Below are 18015 nucleotides of genomic sequence, written 5' to 3'. Positions count from 1 at the left end.
CACGCTCAGCCGCCGGCGGTGAGGTGGCGGCGCTGGTCCACGAGCGGGCAGGTGAACACATCCCGCTCCCCCAGCCCGACGCGATTGATGTAGCGGACGATGATCGCGTACGAGCTGAACAGGCCGGTCTGCGTGTAGGGGATGTCGTGCTCCCGGCAGTACGCGGCGATCATCGGGGCGGCGGCCCGCAGGTGGGGGCGGGGCATCGACGGGAACAGGTGATGCTCGATCTGGTAGTTGAGCCCGCCCATCACGGTGTCCAGCACCCGGCTGCCGCGGATGTTGCGGCTCATCGTCACCTGGCGGTGGAGGAAGTCCAGGGTCATGTCGCGGGGGACGATCGGCATGCCCTTGTGGTTCGGGGCGAACGACGCGCCCATGTAGAACCCGAACACCCCCAGTTGCACGGCAAGGAACGCCACCGCGACCCCCGGCGACAGCACGAAGAACACCAGGACCCCGTAGCCGATCAGCCGGATGCCGATGAAGCCGATCTCCACCCAGCGACGGTTCAAGTGCTCGCGCACGAAGACGCGGCGCACCCCGGAGGCGTGCAGCGAGATGCCCTCCAGCAGCAGGATCGGGAAGAAGAACAGGCCCTGGTGGCTGCGCAGCCAGGAGATGACCGCCGGGCGCGGCACCGCGGCCGCTTCGGCTGTCACGACGATGACGGGCAGCTCGATGTCAGGGTCGGCGCCCAGCTTGTTCGGGTTGGCGTGATGCCGGGTGTGCTTGTGCTGCCACCACCCGTAGCTCATGCCGACGAGCAGGTCGCCGATCACCAGGCATGCCCAGTCGTTCCACTTGCCCGAGACGAAGATCTGGCGGTGCGCGGCATCGTGTCCGAGAAACGCGATCTGGGTCAGCACGATCCCGAGCACGGCGGCGGTGAACATCTGCCACCAGGTGTCACCGATCCAGACGAAGGCGGTCAGGCACAGACCCAGCACGACCGGCGCCGCGATGAGTTTCGCCCAGTAGTAGCCGTACCGTCGTCGCAGCAGGCCACTGTCGCGGATGATCTGCGCCAGGCCGGTGAACTCGCTCGGACCCTCACGCTTCACCCCGGACGGTGAACGGGCGGGTCCGGTGGCGCGGATCTCGTTCATGGCCTACCTGCTCTCGCAGCAATGCTCCGGTCGCGGTGGGCGCCTTCATCCAGCCGGCGTTGCGCATCCGTGCGGTCCAGTTGATATTGGCAGGCTACGCGCAGATTCTGGATGCCTCACAGCTTCAACCTCGATAGCGTTCGAGAGTGGGGTTCTCGCCGCTGGGGTTGATCGTCGCCGTCGCCGTGCTCGCACCGAATCTGCTGATGCTGTGGCTCCCGCCGCACCCGCCGCTCACACCGGTGAGGGTGCCGCGTGCGCTCGAGTGGCTCGAGCGCGCGGGACAGGCGCTGTGCCTCGTGGTGCCGGCGATCACCGAGCCCGGGGCGTTGCGCTGGGGCTGGGTCGTGCCGGCGCTTGCCGCGCTCGCCGCCTACTACGCGCTGTGGGGCCGCTACCTCGCGGGCGGCCGCTCGGGTACCGCGCTGTACCGGCCGCTGTGGGGTCTGCCCGTGCCGATGGCCTTCTTTCCGGTGACGGTGTTCCTCGCCGCGTCCGTGTGGCTGAGCAACGGGTGGCTCGCGTTGAGCGCCGTGATCCTGGCGGCCGGCCACATCCCGGCGGCGCTGATCATCGCCCGCGAGGTGGACGCCCGGCGCTGAGTGGCCGAGCGCCGCGGGTAGCGTGGAAGTATGCGTTCCATCGATCCCCTCTGGGTCCGTCATGCCATGTGGTGGCACGTTTATCCCCTCGGATTCGTCGGCGCGCCCCAGACCCTGCCGCCGGCCGAGCAGCCGGTGATTCACCGGATCGACCGCATAGAAGCGTGGCTCGACCACGTGCAGCAGCTCGGCCTCAACGGCCTGCAGCTCGGGCCGGTCTTCGCCTCATCCACCCACGGGTACGACACCGTCGACTACTTCCGCATCGACCCTCGCCTCGGCGACGAGAACGACCTCGTGCGACTCATCGGGCACGCACGCGACCGCGGCATCCGCGTGCTTCTGGACGGCGTGTTCAACCATGTCGGGCGAGAGCACCCGCTCTTCCGGGCGCTTCAGGAGCAGGGACCGGATGCCGACAGCGCGGACCTGTTCCGAGTGAACTGGGACGGTTGGCACGAGGGCGACACCGTGGATGCCGATGTCTTCGAGGGCCATGAACAACTCGTGGCGCTGCGGCACGACTCGCCCCGCGTCGTCGACCTCGTCGTGGATGTCATGACCTACTGGCTGGACCGCGGCATCGACGGGTGGCGCCTGGACGCCGCATACGCCGTTCCCCCGTCGTTCTGGGCCGCGGTTCTGCCGCGAGTGCGCGAACGCCACCCCGATGCGTGGTTCACCGGCGAGGTCATTCACGGCGATCAGGCCGCGATAGTCCGAGAATCGACGATCAATTCGCTCACCCAGTACGAACTGTGGCAGGGCATCTGGCACAGCATCGCCGACCGCAACCTCCACGAACTCGCGCACGCGGTCCGCCGTCACACCGCTCTGCTCACCACCATGGTCCCGAGCACCTTCGTCGGCAATCACGACGTGACCCGAGTGGCCACGGCGGTCGGCGACGCGTTCGTCCCGCATGCGCTCGCTGTGCTCTTCACGGTCGCCGGCACCCCGGCGATCTATGCCGGCGACGAGTACGGGTATCACGCCGTGAAGGAGGAGCGCTTCGGCGGCGATGACGCGATCCGGCCCGAGTTCCCCGCGTCTCCGCCCGCGGTCGAGACGCTCGACCCGTGGGCCGCGGACACGCTGCATCTCACCGAGGCGATGATTGCGCTGCGCCGACAGCGACCGTGGTTGCATGAGGCCGCCACCGACGTGGTGGAGGTCGACAACGGGTCGATCGTGCTGCGGACCGCGACACCTGATGGTTCCGTGGTGTGCGCGCTCAATCTCGCAGCCACTCCCGTCACCGTCTCGGCGGCCGGCGCTCGCACCGTGCTGATCGGTCAAGGGGACCTCGGCGACTCGACGCTGACGCTCCCCCCGCAGGGGTGGGTCATCGCCGAGTAGCACCGGCCTCAGACGTCGAGCACCCGCAGACTCACCGTCACGGGGCCGCCCTCGACGAGGGCTTCGGCCTCACGAACGGCGCGCTTGAGCGGCAACCAGTACCGGCCCGACGAACTGGGGAAGATCGAGGTGCGCCAGGTCGTCCCACCGACCGACGCCTCGACGCGCACCGAGCCGAACCCGCGCGCGAAGGGCGCCGTGAGCTCGCTGATGTCCTCACTCAGCTCCTCGGGTACGTCCGCGAACAACCATGCCTCGGGCCGCGCCGTCCATCGGAACACGACCGACTCGAACTCGATGTGCATGACACCACTCTGCCTCAGGCGACGGATGCCGGCATCCGCCCGCCCGGCACCCTCACGCTTCCAGAAACGACAGCACGTCGCGGGGGAAGCGCCGCTGCAGCGTCGTTCCCATGTGCCCGATCCGCGGGTACAGGATCAATCGGGCGTCCGGGATGCCAGCGGCGGTGTCGCGGAACAACCGGGGCGTGTAGTACCGGTCCTTCTCGGCACCGATCACGAGGCTGGAAGCGGTGATCCTGCCGAGCTGCGGCTGGAGGTCGAAATCGTCTTCGGCGTCGAGCATGGCCAGCAGATCTGGGCCGGCGTTCCCGAAAGTGCGCCGCCCCATCACCCAGCCCCCTGCGCCCAGCACGAGAGCGCCCAGCCCGGTCGCGGCCATCGCGGCGACGCCGACGGCCCCCGCCCGCCGGGGCCGGCCTGAGCGCACGGCGGCCGCGATCTCGCGCTGCACCCGCAGGCCGTTATCGCTCAGCCGATGGGCGGCGGAGACGACCACGAGCCGGCGGACGAGTTCCGGGTGGTCCACGGCGAGCTGCAGGGCGACGCTGCCGCCGGTGGACACTCCGATGACGTCCACCGGTGGGGGCAGCCGCTCGCGGATGACCGTGGCGAAGTCGGCAGCGATCGGCGCCATCGTCGCGGGGGGCGCCAGTCCCCGCCGACGATTGACCCAGATCACCTCACGGCTGCGTGCAAACGGCGTGAGCAGATGCAGCTGCAGGGTCAGATCCAGTCCGCTCGGCGTATCGGGCTCGCCGGACAGGCCCGGCAGGAACAGCAGCGGCGCCCCGGCACCGACCCGAAAGTAGGCCAGCCCCGGCGGCCACGCCCCCTCGTCGGTCTTCGAGATCCTCGTCACGGTCACGGCCTCCTGCCCCATCCGGGTCGAGATCATCATCGCGAGCATCGCGGCGCGGCGCCACGGCATGCCCGGGGCGCGCCCGCCCTTGTCCGCTCCCACGGCGGTCGGGATGATGGGGCGATGCAGCCACCTCTCGGCAGGTACCAGGAGATCGCCGACACGCTTGCTCGGCACGGGCTGGGTTTCCTCGGCGCGCAGATCGGGGTCACGCGGTGGCTGCCCGCCCGCTACCGCACAGCGCCAGGCAGCGCCGACGAGCCGGCCAACACCGCCGAGCGGGTGCGCCTGGTGCTCGAGGATCTCGGCCCCACGTTCATCAAGCTCGGGCAGTTGCTCTCCACTCGCCCCGACCTGCTGCCGCCGGCCTACATCTCGGAGCTGTCGAAGCTGCAGGATGCCGCCCCTCCGGTTCCCGACGAGCAGATCCGCGAGACGATCCGGCAGGAACTCGGTGCCGACCCCGAAGACCTCTTCGCCTCGTTCGAGTGGACGCCGATGGCATCCGCGTCGATCGGTCAGGTGCATGCCGCGACGCTCGCCGACGGCACGTCCGTCGTGGTGAAGGTGCGCCGCCCCGAGGTCGTGCGGCAGGTGCAGGAGGACCTCGAGATCTTGAACAACCTCGCCGCACGCGCGGCCCGTGCGTGGGAGCCCGCGCGCACCTATGACGTTCCCGGGATCGCGAGGGAGTTCTCCGAGACGCTGCGCGCGGAGCTGGACTACCTGCGCGAGGCGCGCAACGCCGAACGGTTCGCGGCCGACTTCGCCGACCGGTCCGACGTGGTCATCCCGCGCGTCTACTGGGAGACCACGACCTCCCGCGTCCTGACGATGGAACGGATGACCGGCATCAAGGTCAGCGACCGAGAAGCGCTGGATGCCGCAGGGATCGACCGTCGGGAAGTGGCCGTCACCGGGGCGGACATCGTGCTGTCGATGATCTTCGAGCACCGCTTCTTCCACGCCGATCTGCATCCCGGCAACGCATTCGTCCGTCCGGACTCGGTCGCGCTCATCGACTTCGGCATGGTGGGCGAGATCACGGAAGAACTGCAGGACGGGCTCGCCGACGTCTTCATCGCCGCCGCCACCCGGAATTCAGACGGCCTCGCGAGCGCCGTCATCAACCTCTCGGTCGCGCAGGGCTCGGTGGACCGACGCGCGCTTCGCGCTGCAATGTCATCACTGTTCGGCGAGTTCTCGGACCGAACGCTCGGCGAGATCCACTTCACGACGCTGGCGACCGATCTGCTTCGGGTGCTGCGGGAGCACCATCTGCAGCTCCCGCAGGAGGTCTCCCTTGTCGTCCGGGCGCTGCTGGTGATCGAAGGCGTGGGCGTGCAACTGGACCCGACCTTCGAGTTGAACTCGGTGCTCACCCCGTTCGCTCGGCGCCTCATCCAACGCCGATTGTCCCTGGCCGCGGTGACCAAGCGGATCGGGCGCGCCTCGATCGACGCGGGCGAACTGCTGCTCGAGCTGCCGACGCGGCTGCGACGGCTGCTGGAAGTGATGGATCACAACGGCATCGAAGTGCACCTCCGGGCGGCAGAGCTGGATCCGCTGGTCGGACGCGCGGAGCGGATCGGGAATCGGCTGGTCGCCGGAATCATCACGGCCGCACTCATCAACGGTCTCGGTCAGGTGATCGCCCGGGACAGCAGGCTGCGCACCTGGAAGGGCGCGCTGACGGGCACCGGCATCGCGACGTTCACGACCCTGAGCGGCTACCTGCTGTGGACGGCGCGGCGTCGCCGGTAGCGAAGGAGCGCGCCGGCCGTCCCAGCGGTGCGGGTGACTAGGAGATCCAGCGGGATGCCACACCGAACGCGTCCGCCACCGCGCGGATCTCTGCTGTGCTGAGTCCTTCTGCCTGACCTCCGCCGGTGAGGTTCATGTACTCGTACTTGGCGCCGGTCTCGGCGTACTCGACCCGGTCGACCGCGCGCGTGACCGACAGGTCCGAGCGGGCCATCACGCCGTGCTTGCTCCACAGCACGATCTCGAAGTCGCGCAGCCCCCGGACATTGGCATCCATCAGCTCTGCCGACCCCGGGACCATGAACTCCAGCACGCCGATGCCGTCCGGAAGGGCGACGATCGACTCGGGCTCCCACCGCAGGATGCGGCGGTTCATCGCCTCGGTGTCCCGGTACAGCGGGATGTGGCTGAGGTAGGTCAGGTGCGGCGGCTGCGCGTGCACGACCGCGTGGAAGGGCAGGTTGCGCCGGCCGACCTGGTCATCGTGCACGGCCAGGTGCGAGTTGAACTCACTGGTGAGGGCCGCGAACTGACGCTGCGGGGACGTGAGCATCTCGGCGTGGGTACCGCCGGGCTCCACGATCACCGCGGCGATGGCCGCGAGCGGGTTCTCGGCGATCTGCCGCAGGCGCCGGCCTGATCCGGTGACCAGGAGCGTCCGACCAGCCAGCGCGGGTGCCGGCAAGGGCAGCTCGATCCGCTCCGAGATCGGAAAGATCTGCCGCACGCGCGGCAGCTCGTCCAGGCAGAGGGAGATGTTGCCCGCACCCGCTTCGCTGGCGTCGATCTCGCAGATCCGGTGTCCGGCCGCGCCCACGTTGGCGAGGTATTCCTCGATGGTCGGACGATCGATGCCCATGCTGACTCCTCGTGACGATCGGAAATGAATCGTTTCAAGAATACGTATGGTCAGACCACACTGTCAACAGAGTTTCTGTTCAGGCCGCGACCGAGCGTGCCGTCCGCTCGGCCGTCGTCACGATGGTCGCGAACCCCCGCGCTCCCAGGACGCTCTCGGTGCGGCGCATCAGTTCCTCACCGGACACCGCGCCGTAGCCCGGCCCGGCCCCGATCGCGGAGGTCGTCGTGGCATCCGTGACGAACTCCACGTCGAATCCGAGGTCGCCGGCCACCCGCGCCGTGGTCTCGCAGCACTGCTCGGTGCGGATGCCGCAGATCACCACCCGCCGCACACCCCGCGCCGTGAGCTGGTGCTGCAGGTCCGTCGAGGTGAAGGCATTGACGGTCGTCTTGGTGACCTGGATCTCGTCGTCGCGGGGGTCGAGTTCGGCGAAAACCCGGACGAATCCCGAGCTGGGGTCGAACACCCCGCCCGTGCCGGGTTCGGAGTGGGTGACCCACGCGACGATGTCGCCCGCCGCGCGGGCATGGTCGACAAGCCGTGCGATGTTCGCCAGTAGCAGCGGATTGGCCGTCGCCGCCCAGTCGTCGGGCCGCTGCCGGAAGGACTCCTGGGCGTCGATCACCAGGAGGGCGGTGCCAGTTTCGCGTGTCATGCGGCTCATCCTGGCGTCACCGGCCCGACCCGGAAAGCCGTAATGCCGCCAACGAACGGAGCGATCCGGACATCCCGCGTCGATGGCCGGCGGGGAAACGTCCCATTCGGCGAGACAGGGCTTTGCGCGCCGACACCGAAGGATCCAGAGTGCTGTTGTGGCCGCGTCTGCGTGAGCGTCGCCACCGCCCCAACAGAGAGGTTGGCAATGCTCCCTGACACCGCGTCGGTGACGCAATGACCCAGAACGAGCCCGAAGAGTCGATCTACGGGAACACCAACACCTATTACACGATCCCGAAGCTGAATCAGGGGGTGCCGCCGGACCCTCGGTTCATGCGGATCCTCTCCACGGTCGAGGTCACGATCGGTGTGACACTGTTCGCCCTGCTCTTCTTCGGTGTGATGTACCAGGTGCTGGGGCGCTACTTCCCGGCGGTCGGCTGGGTCGGCGCCGGTGAACTGGCGCTGCTGGCCATGGTCGCGATGACGTTCATCACGACCGGCTACCTCGTCGGGCGCAACGGTCACATCGTGATCGAGGTGTTCGACCAGATGCTCGCCGGCAAGAAGCTCTTCACCGCGCTGCGCATCGTGTCGGCCGTCATCATGGCCGCCACCAGTCTCGCCCTCGCCTATGAGGCGTTCGTGAAGATCGAGATCGAGTGGGCGCGCGCCAGCGCTGCGATGCACATCCCGCTGGGCATGCTGTACGTCTTCGCCCTCATCGGGTTCCTGTCGGCGGCATTCCACTCGATCATGAAGATCCCCTACGCCCACCGCCCAGAGCGACAGCTCAACATCTCCGAGATGGAAGGCTGATCCTTGGAACTCTGGCTGTACATCGTCGTTCTCGTCGTCTTCCTGCTGCTGCGCGTGCCCGTCGCCTTCGCGATGATCGCCGCGAGCATGCTGTACTTCTACACGCAGGGGCTGTCCCCCGGTTACGCGATGTCGTCGATCGTGAACGGCATCAACAGCTTCCCCCTGCTGGCCGTGCCGCTGTTCATCTTCGTCGGGACGGTCGCAAACCACCTCGGCATCGCGACCCGGCTCTACGACTTCGCCCGGGCGCTGCTCCCCCGGCTTCCCGGCAACCTCGCCTACGTCAACCTCGCCACCGCGATCGGCTTCTCGTGGATCAGTGGTTCCGCACTCGCCGACGCCGCCTCCACCAGCAAGGTGCAGATCCCGCAGATGCTCAAGGCCGGCTACCCCTACGGGTTCTCCGCGGGGCTGACGGCATCCGGCTCGCTCATGAGCACGGTCATGCCGCCGAGCATCCCCGCCGTGCTCTTCGCCGCCACCGCCACGATCTCCACCGGTGCGCTGTTCGCCGGCTCCATCCTGCCGGCGATGCTGATGGCGCTGGGACTTGCCATCTACGTCTTCATCTGGGTCAAGCTGCACCCGGCGGTAGCCGTCAGCCGGTCGTTCGACGGTGCCATGCTGGGCAAGGCCGTCGTCAGAGTGCTCGGGCCGATGATGCTGCCGGTGATCATCCTGGGCGGCATCTTCAGCGGCTGGTTCACCCCCACCGAAAGCGCCGGGATCGCCGCGGCCTACATGCTGGTGCTCGGAGTGTTCTACCGCACGCTCACCTTCAAGGTGTTCTGGCGGGCGTCGAAAGAGACCGTCATCATCTCCGGCGGCATCCTGCTGATCCTCGGCGCCTCCAACCTCATGGGACAGGTCCTGGCCCGCGAGCAGGTCTCACGCAACCTGGGCGAATGGCTCAGCAACCTGACCGACAACCCTGTGGTCTTCCTGCTGCTGCTGAACGTGCTGCTGATCCTCCTCGGCATCTTCCTCGAGGCACCCCCGGTGATCCTCGTGCTCGTCCCGATCCTCATGCCCATCGCCGCGTCCTTCGGGATCGACCCGGTCCACCTCGGCGTCATCATGATCCTCAACCTCATGATCGGGTCGCTGACACCACCGGTGGGGGCTGTGCTGTTCGTCGTCGGTTCCATCACGCGCAGGCCCATGGGCGAGCTCTTCCGCGGCATCCTCCCCTTCCTGATTCCGCTCGGGGTCGTGCTGCTGCTGCTCACGCTGTTCCCTGCGATCGTCACGATCGTGCCCACGTGGCTGGGGCTGATGTGACCCGCCGTCTCCCTGAAAGGACTCGTCGATGAGGAAACTCTTCGTCCTGAACGGCCCGAACCTCAACATGCTCGGCCAGCGCGAACCCGAGCTGTACGGGAGCGCGACCCTCGACGACGTGCGCAACGACTGCACCCGCCTCGCGGACGAGCTGGGATTCGACCTCTTCTTCGCGCAGACCAACGCCGAGTACCAGATGGTCGACTGGCTGCAGGATGCCTACCACGAGCGGGCCACGGTGGTGATCAACCCTGCAGGGTTGAGCTTCCGGTCGATCCCGGTGCTCGACGCCCTGCGGATGCTCCGCACCCCGATCGTGGAGATCCACATCACGAACATCCACGCCCGGGACACCGCGCACCAGAACTCGCTGGTATCGACCGTCGCGACCACAGTGATCGCCGGCGCAGGGGTGTTCGGGTACGAGCTGGCGATCAGAGCGGCAGATCGCCTGACCGGCTGACGCGGAAGCGCGCGACGTCCACCGTCTCGCCCCGCTGTGCCGACAGCGCCGCCGCCTCGACGAGCGCCAGCGTGCCAGCGGCATCCGCCGCCGAAACGAGAGGGGCCGCGTTCCCCCGCACGACCTCGACGAAGTGCGCGAGCTGACGGCGGAAAGACCCGGCCGGCGGCACCTGCAGGTACGAGCGCGACAGCGGCGAATGCCAGTCGGCGGACACCGACGGGTCGTATGAGTACTTCGCGAGGTTCGGCACCGACAGCGCACCCCGCGTGCCGACGAACTGGTACGCAGAGCCGTCCGGCAGGAACGGGAACTCCAGGGTGTCCTCGGTGGACTGATCCCAGCCCCACGGTGAGACACCCGCATCGGACGCGAGGAAGCTGCCGACGGCGCCGTTGTCGAACCGCAGGTTCACCGACGCGGTGTCTTCGACGTCGAGGTTGCGGGTGTGCGAACTCACCATCGCGTGGACCTCGGTGACCTCGCCGCACAGGTGACGCAGCAGATCGAGGTCGTGCACGAGATTGATGAGCATCACCCCGGCGCCGCGTTGGCGGTGCCACGGGGTGTCGGTGAAGTAGGCGTCCTCCTTGCGCGCGGACCATAGCCCGCTCACGGCGACGAGGGGACCGATCTCCCCTGCGCCGATCGCGGCGCGGGCACGCGCGACCGCCGGATGGTGGCGCCGGTGGTGCCCGACCAGCAGACGCCCGTGCAGCCGGTCGACCGCGTCGACCAGCCGCAGTGCCTCCGCGTAATCGACAGCGACCGGCTTCTCCAGCAGCACTGCCACGCCGGCGGTGAGGCACTCGATCGCGGTGTCGACGTGGAGCGCGTTGGGGTTGGCGATGATCACGGCGTCGAGGTCGGCCGATTCCAGCATCGCGCCGGCCTCGGGGTACGTCGGACACGCGAACGCGTCCGACGCCGCGACGGGATCGGCGACCGCCGCCAGCTCGGCATCCGGATTCGCTCGAATGAAATCGACATGCTGCCGGCCCATGAACCCGACGCCGATGACTCCGACGCGGACGGGCGCGGTCTCAAGCTTGTTCATGGGCACTCCCCCGTCTCGGCACAGCCACCGGTCGCGGTCAGCGTATGCGACGATCGGGCCGCTGTCGGCGATGTTCCATTCGACGGGACATCGCTTTGCGAACTGCAGGGAGTCGGCCAGAGTCGGCCACGACCCGATGCTGCCGTCTCGGCAACCGAAAACAGGTCACCTCAACCACGAAGACGTGCGTACACAAGAGGAGAGTCACATGAGCACAGTCCGCTCGACACGCCGGGGCATGGCTGCCGCGTCGGTGCTCGCAGCAGCAGCCCTCGTCGCCACCGGCTGCGCCGGTGGGGGCACACCCGAAGAAACGGAGACCGAAGCGGCCTCGGCGAACGAAGATGTCACCATCACCGTCGCCACCAGCCAGAACGAACAGACGCCGAACTACTACTGCGGTGTCGAACTGCTCAAGGAGCGCCTCGAGGATGCCGATATCGGCTTCACCGTGGAGCTCTACCCCGCCAGCCAGCTCGGCCCCGACGCGGACCGGTTCCCGCTCGTCCAGGCCGGCGACATCGACATCGACCTGCAGGGCGCCTCGGCGCTCAGCTCGACGTATGAGCCCATCGGCGTCGTCGATGCCGCCTACGCGTTCGACGATGTCGACCACGCGTTCGACTGGATCGACAACGGGTCGGAGGGTCTGTTCGCCGGCTTCCAGGAGGCCACCGGCGTGAGCATCGTCGACGGCTGGTACTTCGGCAACCGCACCTTCACCACCAAGGACGTCGAAGTCCGCAGCCCCGATGACCTCGCGGGCGTGCCGATCCGGTTCCCGAACTCGCCGGCCTTCCTCGCGAACGCCGAGGCGCTGGGCGTGACGAACCCGGTCTCGGTCGCAGTGGAAGAGGTCTACACCGCGTTGCAGCAGGGAATCGCCGTCGGCCAGGAGAACCCGATCGTGGCCACCCGGTCCTCCAGCTACGACGAGGTGCTCAACGTCGCGGTCCTCAACGACCACAACATCGGCATCCACTGGATCCTCGTCAGCGACATGACCTACGACAAGCTGAGCGAAGAACAGGCCACCCTGCTGGACGAGACCATCCACGAGATCCGCCCCGAGAACGCCACGTGCGTCGACGAGGCAACGGAGGAGATTCTCGACGAGTACCGCGCGAACGACGCGTTCACCGTGATCGAGAAGGAGGACATCGACATGGATGCCTTCATCAGCCAGGCGGAGGAGTTCTTCGGCGGCTACTTCTCGGGCGAGAACCTCGAGGCGTACCAGGCCATTCGCGAGATGGCCGGCTGACCGTCGGTTCGAACCAGAGGGGGTGGGTGCGACTTCGCACCCACCCCCTCTCCTCTTTCCGGGGACTGTTCAGGGGTTGCGGTGCGCCCCGACGCGACGGGTCAACGTCATCGCCGCCGCGTGAACGGCGGCAGCGACCCGCTCGGGTTCGACGTCGTCGACCGAACCGGCGACCGAGATCGCCGCCAGCGGGACTCCCGCACGACCCATGATCGGACTGGCCACACACGCGCGCCCGACCACGCACTGCTCGCGCTCGACCGCAGTCCCCAGCCGCCTGGCCTCTCCCAGCTCTTGCACCAGTGCATCCAGGTCCCCCACCGTCTGAGGTGTCCGCCTGCCCAGCACGCCGTCGCTTGCGAGGGCGTGCACGGCCTCGGGCGGCGAGAAGGCGAGAATCGCCTTGCCCAACGCGGTCGCGTGCGCCGGTAGCCGCCCACCGACCCGCAGAACTGGAGGCGTCGCCGGGACTCCGAGGACGGTAGCGATGCAGACGACATCGGTGACGTCGAGGACGGCGAGATTGACGGTGTACCCCGTCATGTTGCGCAAGTCGGTCATCACCGGTAGCGCCGCTCGGCGCAACCGGCGGGGTTCAACCACGGTCTGGCCGAGTTCGAACAGCCGGACACCCAGATAGAGCTTGTCTCCCTCGCGATCCAGCAGCCGCTGCGCGACGAGCTCGGCCGAGATCCGCGACACCGTCGACTTCGGCAGGTTGGCGCGGCGCGCGAGCTCCGAGATCCCGAGCCCCTCGTCGTCTTCGGTGAACGCCTCGAACACTGCCGTCAAGCGGTCCAGCACGCTGACCGAATCCGTCCAATCCGCTGTGCGCACGGCTGCCTACGCCGCCGTGAGCCGACGGCTCAACGCGATGCCGGCAGCGCGCACCAGCGGGGCGGCTCGGTCCGGGTCCATTCCCCCGCTGGGGCCGGCGATGGAGATCGCACCGAGCACGGTGCGATCGCCGGCCAGCACGGGGCTCGCCACGGCGAGGATGCCCGGATAGGCGACGCCCCGGTCCACCGCCACCACCGCCGAGCGCACTTCACGCAGCTCACTGCGGAACTGATCAGCCGCATCGTCGACGAGCGGCGCACTCACCCGATCGACCACGCCCTGGTCCGCGCAGAACGCGAGGTAGGCCTTGCCGCTGGCCGTTGTCAGGGCGGGCGATCTCATGCCGGCGCGGGCAGGGAGCATCGGGAGCCTCCCTGCGACCGCCGCGAGCGAGATCATGTCGGTCCCCTGGTGCACCCACAGCCCGACGCGCTCACCGGTGACGTCACACAGGTCCTGGATGATCGGGGCCGCGGCCGCGATCAACCGGCGGGGGAAGTTCGCGCGTGCTCCCAGTTCGAACAGGCGCAGCCCCAAGGTCACGCCGTCCTCGGTGCGCTGCAGGTAGCGCTGTCGGGTCAGCTCAGCCACGAGCCGCGATGCCGTGGATTTGGGCATGGCCGTGTGCGCCGCGATCTCGGTGATCGAAATCGATCCCCCCGACTCCTTGACGGCATCGAGGATCGAGATGATGCGACCGAGGACAGAGGTAGAACCGCCCGGTGCCGCGGCCGGTGTGTTCCATTCGGCGAGACTCGCCATCGAGGTTCCCCTTCTTGCGGGGTTGAATCATCATCGACTGCCCCGGTGCGTTCGAACGTACTAGTTAGTCCGTTTTCCTGCAATGCTGATCTGAGAGTAAAGCGGATGCCAGCGTCGGTAGCCGCGGGAGGTGTCATGCGCACGTCGATCGCCACGGTCTGCCTCAGCGGCACGCTCGATGAGAAATTCGTCGCCGCGAAGGAGGCGGGCTTCGACGGCGTGGAGATCTTCGAGCCGGACCTGGTCGCCTCCCCGCACTCCCCCGAAGCGATCCGGGCACGAGCGCAGGAGCTCGGGCTCACTCTGGACCTTTACCAGCCGTTCCGCGACTTCGAAGGCGTCGGCCCCGACCTGCTGGAACAGAATCTGCGGCGCGCCGAGGCAAAGTTCACACTCATGAACCGGCTGGGGATCGACACGATGCTGCTGTGCAGCAACGTCGCGACGGCACGCAGCGGGGATGAGCAGCTGGCCGCCGCCCAGCTGCGCCAGCTCGGAGATCTGGCCGAACGGTACGGGGTCCGCGTGGCCTACGAGGCGCTCGCGTGGGGGAGATTCGTGGACAGCTACGAAGTCGCCGCGCGCATCGTACGCCTGGCCGACCACCCGCGCATCGGGGTGTGCCTGGACAGCTTCCACATCCTGTCGAAGGGTCACAACCCCGAGGCGATCGAGACGATCCCGGCCGAGAAGATCTTCTTCGTGCAGATGGCCGATGCCCCGCTGCTGTCGATGGACGTGCTGTCGTGGAGTCGTCATCACCGGTTGTTCCCCGGCGAGGGCGGCTTCGCCCTCGGCGCGTTCATGGGCCACCTGGTTCGCACCGGATACGACGGCCCGGTCTCGCTGGAGATCTTCAACGACACGTTCCGCCAGTCCGATCCCCGCGACACCGCGATCGACGCCCGACGCTCGCTGCGCTGGCTCGAGCACGAGACGGCCATCTGGCTCGGCGGATCGGGAGGCCGGGCCGCCCGCATGTCCACGGCGGCGCTGCCCGCCGTCGCGCCGCCCTCCGACGTGAACTACGTGGAGCTGCGCACCGACGCGATCGATCAGATGCGGGACCTGCTGACCCAGCTGGGCTTCCGAGCGCACGGCCGGCACCGCACCAAGAGCGTCGAGCTGTGGTCGCAGGGCGCCGCGCGCATGGTGCTGGGACGCCCCGAGACCGACCGGCATCAGCCGACGGTCGCCGGCATGGGGCTGTCGGTGCGGGACCCCGAAGCGGCGCTGCGACGGGCCACCGACCTGCTGGCACCGCGGGTGTATCGCGTGGAGGACCCGGACGACGAGACCCTGGTGGGTGTGCGCGCCCCGGATGGCTCGGAGGTCTTCTTCGGCGCCGAGAGCGCCGGCGAACCCGGCTGGGTGCGCGAGTTCGGTCCGCCCGCCGGCGGCGATGCCGCCCACATCGAATGCGTCGACCACATCAACCTCGCGCAGCCATGGCAGCACTTCGACGCGGGCGTGCTGTTCCTGCACTCCGTGCTCGACCTGCATACGCAGCCGTCAATGGAAGTCGCCGCCCCCGTGGGGCTGGTGCGCAGCCAGGTTCTGGCCAGTGCCGACGGCGTGCTGCGCGTCGCGCTGAACCTGGTGCCGTCGGCCGCGGACGCCGACGCCATCCTGCCGCAGCACATCGCGTTCGCGGCATCCGATGTGCTCGCGCTGGCGCGCGCGGCACGCGACCGCGGCTTCCGGCCACTGGACATCCCGACCAACTACTACGACGACATCCAGGCGCGGTTCGACATCGCCCCTGAGCTGCTCGCCGACCTGCAGGAGCTGAACGTGATGTACGACCGCGACGAATCCGGCGAGTTCCTGCACTTCTACACCCATCCGATCGGGACGGTGTTCCTCGAAGTCGTCGAACGGCGAGACGACTACGCCGGCTACGGCGCGCTCAACGCCCCGGTGCGACTGGCCGCCCAGTATCAACAGCGCCGTGACGCGCCGGAGGGGGTGCCGGCGTGATCCGCCACGTCGCCGTCTTCCGATTCGTTCCCACCTTCACCGCGCAGCAGCGGGAAGACTGGATGTCCCTGCTGCGGGCGCTGCCGGCCCAGATTCCGGAGCTTCGGGCCCTGACCGTGGGCTCGGATGTCCTCGGTGGCGAGTTCTCGCACGACCTCGCGCTGGTCGCGGACTTCGACGACCTCGAAGGGCTCGCCGCCTATAACCGGCATCCGGCGCATGCCGAGGTGCTCCGAGTGTCCGCCCCCGTCAAGGTGTCCCTCGCCACCGTCGACTTCGAGCTTCCCGACATCTCATGACCGAACCCACCTCACCCATCAGGCCCCGCGCGCACGCACCGCGGGCCGAGTACCTGGTCGGGCTGATCGGCGAAGGCATCACGGCGTCACTCACTCCGCCGATGCACGAAGCGGAGGCAGCCGCACTGGGGCTGGACTACGAGTACCGCATCCTCGATCTGCTTGAACTCGGCAAGAGCGCCGACGATGTCGGCGAGCTCCTCGCCGAAGCGCGCGGTCTCGGCTACGCGGCGATGAACATCACGCACCCCTGCAAACAGCGGGTGCTCGGGGTCGTCGACGAGTTGGATCCGGATGCCGAACGGCTCGGTGCCGTCAACCTTGTGGTGTTCCGGGACGGGCGTCTCGTCGGCTACAACACCGATTGGATGGGATACCGCGACGCGCTCGCGGCGGGTCTGCCCGGCGCGTCCTTCGAACGTGTCGTGCAGGTGGGGTGCGGCGGAGCGGGCGCGGCGACCGCGTACGCCCTCCTGTCCTGCGGGACCGCCCGCCTCGCGCTGTCGGATGTCGATGCGGCCCGCGCCGAGGAGTTGGCGGAGCGCATGCGCGCACACTTCCCGTCGCAGGTGATCGCGACTGTCGCACCGGAGGTGCTCGGCGAGGCGATCGCGCTGGCCACGGGTGTCGTGCACGCCACGCCGATGGGGATGCGCCACATGCCCGGCGTCCCCATCGACCTGGACCGTCTCCGGCCTAGTGCCTGGGTCTCCGATGTCGTGTACCGTCCGCTGCAGACGGAGTTGCTGCGTCAGGCGGCGCAGCGGGGGCACGCCGTGCTGGACGGGGGACGGATGGCTGTCGGTCAGGCGTATGCCAGCCTCGAGATCATCACCGGGCAGCGGCCCGACCGAGAGCGGATGGCGCGCCATTTCGCCGACCTCATCCGCCGTGAAGCCGCCGATGGTGCCGCGGGAGGAGCGGGATGACCGATGAGGTGCGTGAGGTGCGCACCGCCGGGGAAACGGACCGCGCCGCGCGGGCGCGGGAGGACATCCTCGACGTGGCGACAGCCGAATTCGCCGCGCACGGATACGCCGGAGCGCGGGTGGACGAGATCGCCGCGCGCACCCGCACCACCAAGCGCATGCTCTACTACTACTTCGAATCGAAGGAGGGGCTCTACCTGGCCGTTCTGGAGCGCGTGTACGCGCAGATCCGGCGCGTGGAGCGCGGCATCCAGATCGACGAGCTGTCGCCCGAAGAGGGGCTTCGGAAGCTGGCGGAAGCGACCTACGTGCATCACACCACGCACGAGGCGTTCATCCAGCTGGTGAGCATCGAGAACATCCACCGGGCCGAGAACGTGCGCCACTCCCCCACGATCCTGCGGGAGAACGTCACCGCGATCACGCTCCTGCAGGAGGTGATCGAACGCGGCGTGCACGAGGGCACGTTCCGCGATGACGTCGACGCGCTCGACGTGCACATGATCATCAGTGCGTACGCGTGCTTCCACGTCGCCAACCGGCACACCTTCGCCGCCATCTTCGATCGCGACATGCTGGACCCGAAGCTGCAGGACTCCCACCGGCGCCTGATCGGCGACATGGTCGTGTCCACGATGACGGCAGCGGGCAAAGAAAAAGCCCCGACCGTTACCACGCGGCCGGGGCGAGACGAATGAGAGTTCGCCTATCGAGGACAACTCTACCCTGCTCCGACGCGACCCGGCGCCATCCGGCGACGCGAGGGTGAATTAACACGCGCGAAACGAGCACGAGCGCAAC

Annotated in this window: 19 protein-coding genes; 11 read left to right on the top strand and 8 right to left on the bottom strand. The window is 68.2% G+C overall.

Annotated elements, in window-relative coordinates:
* Positions 1–5: 5 nt before the first annotated feature.
* Positions 6–1109 (bottom strand): fatty acid desaturase family protein, encoded by a 1104-nt coding sequence (locus tag QNO11_RS05525; RefSeq protein ID WP_257510082.1) that lies wholly within the window; start codon positions 1107–1109, stop codon positions 6–8.
* Positions 1110–1255: 146 nt separating this feature from the next.
* On the opposite strand from QNO11_RS05525, the gene QNO11_RS05520 reads away from it, so the two are divergent.
* Both QNO11_RS05520 and QNO11_RS05515 read left to right on the top strand, forming a co-directional pair.
* Positions 1256–1711 (top strand): hypothetical protein, encoded by a 456-nt coding sequence (locus tag QNO11_RS05520; protein ID WP_257510083.1) that lies wholly within the window; start codon positions 1256–1258, stop codon positions 1709–1711.
* A 30-nt stretch (positions 1712–1741) separates the two neighbouring features.
* Complete coding sequence (locus QNO11_RS05515; protein WP_257510084.1) at positions 1742–3070, top strand: alpha-amylase family glycosyl hydrolase; 1329 nt, start codon at positions 1742–1744, stop codon at positions 3068–3070.
* 8 nt (positions 3071–3078) lie between these two features.
* On the opposite strand, the gene QNO11_RS05510 is transcribed toward QNO11_RS05515, so the two are convergent.
* Together QNO11_RS05510 and QNO11_RS05505 are read right to left on the bottom strand one after the other, a co-directional pair.
* Entirely contained in the window at positions 3079–3375 is a 297-nt protein-coding gene (locus QNO11_RS05510) for a DUF1905 domain-containing protein (protein ID WP_257510085.1), read from the bottom strand.
* Between the two features lie 52 nt (positions 3376–3427).
* Positions 3428–4411 (bottom strand): alpha/beta fold hydrolase, encoded by a 984-nt coding sequence (locus QNO11_RS05505; protein WP_257510086.1) that lies wholly within the window; start codon positions 4409–4411, stop codon positions 3428–3430.
* Between QNO11_RS05505 and QNO11_RS05500 the strand changes: the two genes are divergently transcribed.
* A complete protein-coding gene (locus tag QNO11_RS05500) occupies positions 4358–5998 on the top strand; it encodes an ABC1 kinase family protein (RefSeq protein ID WP_257510087.1) in 1641 nt (546 codons plus the stop codon). The two genes, QNO11_RS05505 and QNO11_RS05500, sit on opposite strands and share 54 nt — an antisense overlap.
* A 37-nt stretch (positions 5999–6035) precedes the next feature.
* Here QNO11_RS05500 and QNO11_RS05495 read toward each other — a convergent pair whose 3' ends face one another.
* Positions 6036–6857: a class II aldolase/adducin family protein gene (locus QNO11_RS05495; protein ID WP_257510088.1), complete on the bottom strand. Its 822-nt coding sequence runs from the start codon at positions 6855–6857 to the stop codon at positions 6036–6038.
* A 79-nt stretch (positions 6858–6936) separates the two neighbouring features.
* A complete protein-coding gene (locus QNO11_RS05490; RefSeq protein ID WP_257510089.1) occupies positions 6937–7515 on the bottom strand; it encodes an isochorismatase family protein in 579 nt (192 codons plus the stop codon).
* A gap of 236 nt (positions 7516–7751) precedes the next feature.
* Here QNO11_RS05490 and QNO11_RS05485 point away from each other — a divergent pair, with 236 nt between their 5' ends.
* Genes QNO11_RS05485 through QNO11_RS05475 form a run of 3 tightly spaced genes read left to right on the top strand, consistent with a single transcriptional unit; the run spans position 7752 to position 10083 of the window.
* Positions 7752–8336, top strand: a complete 585-nt coding sequence (locus tag QNO11_RS05485) for a TRAP transporter small permease (protein ID WP_257510090.1) — start codon at positions 7752–7754, stop codon at positions 8334–8336.
* 3 nt (positions 8337–8339) lie between these two features.
* Positions 8340–9620, top strand: a complete 1281-nt coding sequence (locus QNO11_RS05480; RefSeq protein WP_257510091.1) for a TRAP transporter large permease — start codon at positions 8340–8342, stop codon at positions 9618–9620.
* A gap of 28 nt (positions 9621–9648) precedes the next feature.
* Complete coding sequence (locus QNO11_RS05475; RefSeq protein WP_257510092.1) at positions 9649–10083, top strand: type II 3-dehydroquinate dehydratase; 435 nt, start codon at positions 9649–9651, stop codon at positions 10081–10083.
* Here the strand turns inward: QNO11_RS05475 and QNO11_RS05470 are convergent.
* Positions 10055–11140, bottom strand: a complete 1086-nt coding sequence (locus tag QNO11_RS05470) for a Gfo/Idh/MocA family protein (protein ID WP_257510093.1) — start codon at positions 11138–11140, stop codon at positions 10055–10057. The genes QNO11_RS05475 and QNO11_RS05470 overlap by 29 nt on opposite strands.
* A gap of 208 nt (positions 11141–11348) precedes the next feature.
* Between QNO11_RS05470 and dctP the strand changes: the two genes are divergently transcribed.
* Positions 11349–12404 (top strand): TRAP transporter substrate-binding protein DctP, encoded by a 1056-nt coding sequence (dctP, locus tag QNO11_RS05465; RefSeq protein WP_257510094.1) that lies wholly within the window; start codon positions 11349–11351, stop codon positions 12402–12404.
* Positions 12405–12473: 69 nt separating this feature from the next.
* On the opposite strand, the gene QNO11_RS05460 is transcribed toward dctP, so the two are convergent.
* Positions 12474–13208 carry an IclR family transcriptional regulator gene (locus tag QNO11_RS05460; protein WP_257510124.1) on the bottom strand — a complete coding sequence of 245 codons (735 nt, stop codon included), beginning with the start codon at positions 13206–13208 and terminating at the stop codon, positions 12474–12476.
* A 39-nt stretch (positions 13209–13247) separates the two neighbouring features.
* Complete coding sequence (locus tag QNO11_RS05455) at positions 13248–14006, bottom strand: IclR family transcriptional regulator (RefSeq protein ID WP_257510095.1); 759 nt, start codon at positions 14004–14006, stop codon at positions 13248–13250.
* Between the two features lie 105 nt (positions 14007–14111).
* On the opposite strand from QNO11_RS05455, the gene QNO11_RS05450 reads away from it, so the two are divergent.
* The 4 genes from QNO11_RS05450 to QNO11_RS05435 are packed head-to-tail and all read left to right on the top strand — an operon-like array spanning position 14112 to position 17912.
* Positions 14112–15986, top strand: a complete 1875-nt coding sequence (locus tag QNO11_RS05450) for a bifunctional sugar phosphate isomerase/epimerase/4-hydroxyphenylpyruvate dioxygenase family protein (RefSeq protein WP_306817458.1) — start codon at positions 14112–14114, stop codon at positions 15984–15986.
* Entirely contained in the window at positions 15983–16285 is a 303-nt protein-coding gene (locus QNO11_RS05445) for a Dabb family protein (protein WP_257510096.1), read from the top strand. The genes QNO11_RS05450 and QNO11_RS05445 overlap by 4 nt, the downstream gene beginning before the upstream one ends.
* Positions 16282–17214: a shikimate dehydrogenase gene (locus tag QNO11_RS05440; RefSeq protein WP_257510097.1), complete on the top strand. Its 933-nt coding sequence runs from the start codon at positions 16282–16284 to the stop codon at positions 17212–17214. The genes QNO11_RS05445 and QNO11_RS05440 overlap by 4 nt, the downstream gene beginning before the upstream one ends.
* Positions 17211–17912, top strand: coding sequence for a TetR/AcrR family transcriptional regulator (locus QNO11_RS05435; RefSeq protein WP_257510098.1), 702 nt, complete (start codon positions 17211–17213; stop codon positions 17910–17912). Before QNO11_RS05440 ends, QNO11_RS05435 begins: the two co-directional genes overlap by 4 nt.
* Positions 17913–18015 lie beyond the last annotated feature (103 nt).

Origin of the sequence: Microbacterium sp. zg-B96, assembly GCF_030246865.1 — a bacterium.
In the GTDB taxonomy this organism is placed as follows: domain Bacteria; phylum Actinomycetota; class Actinomycetes; order Actinomycetales; family Microbacteriaceae; genus Microbacterium.
This window is presented reverse-complemented; position numbering and strand designations above follow the sequence as displayed.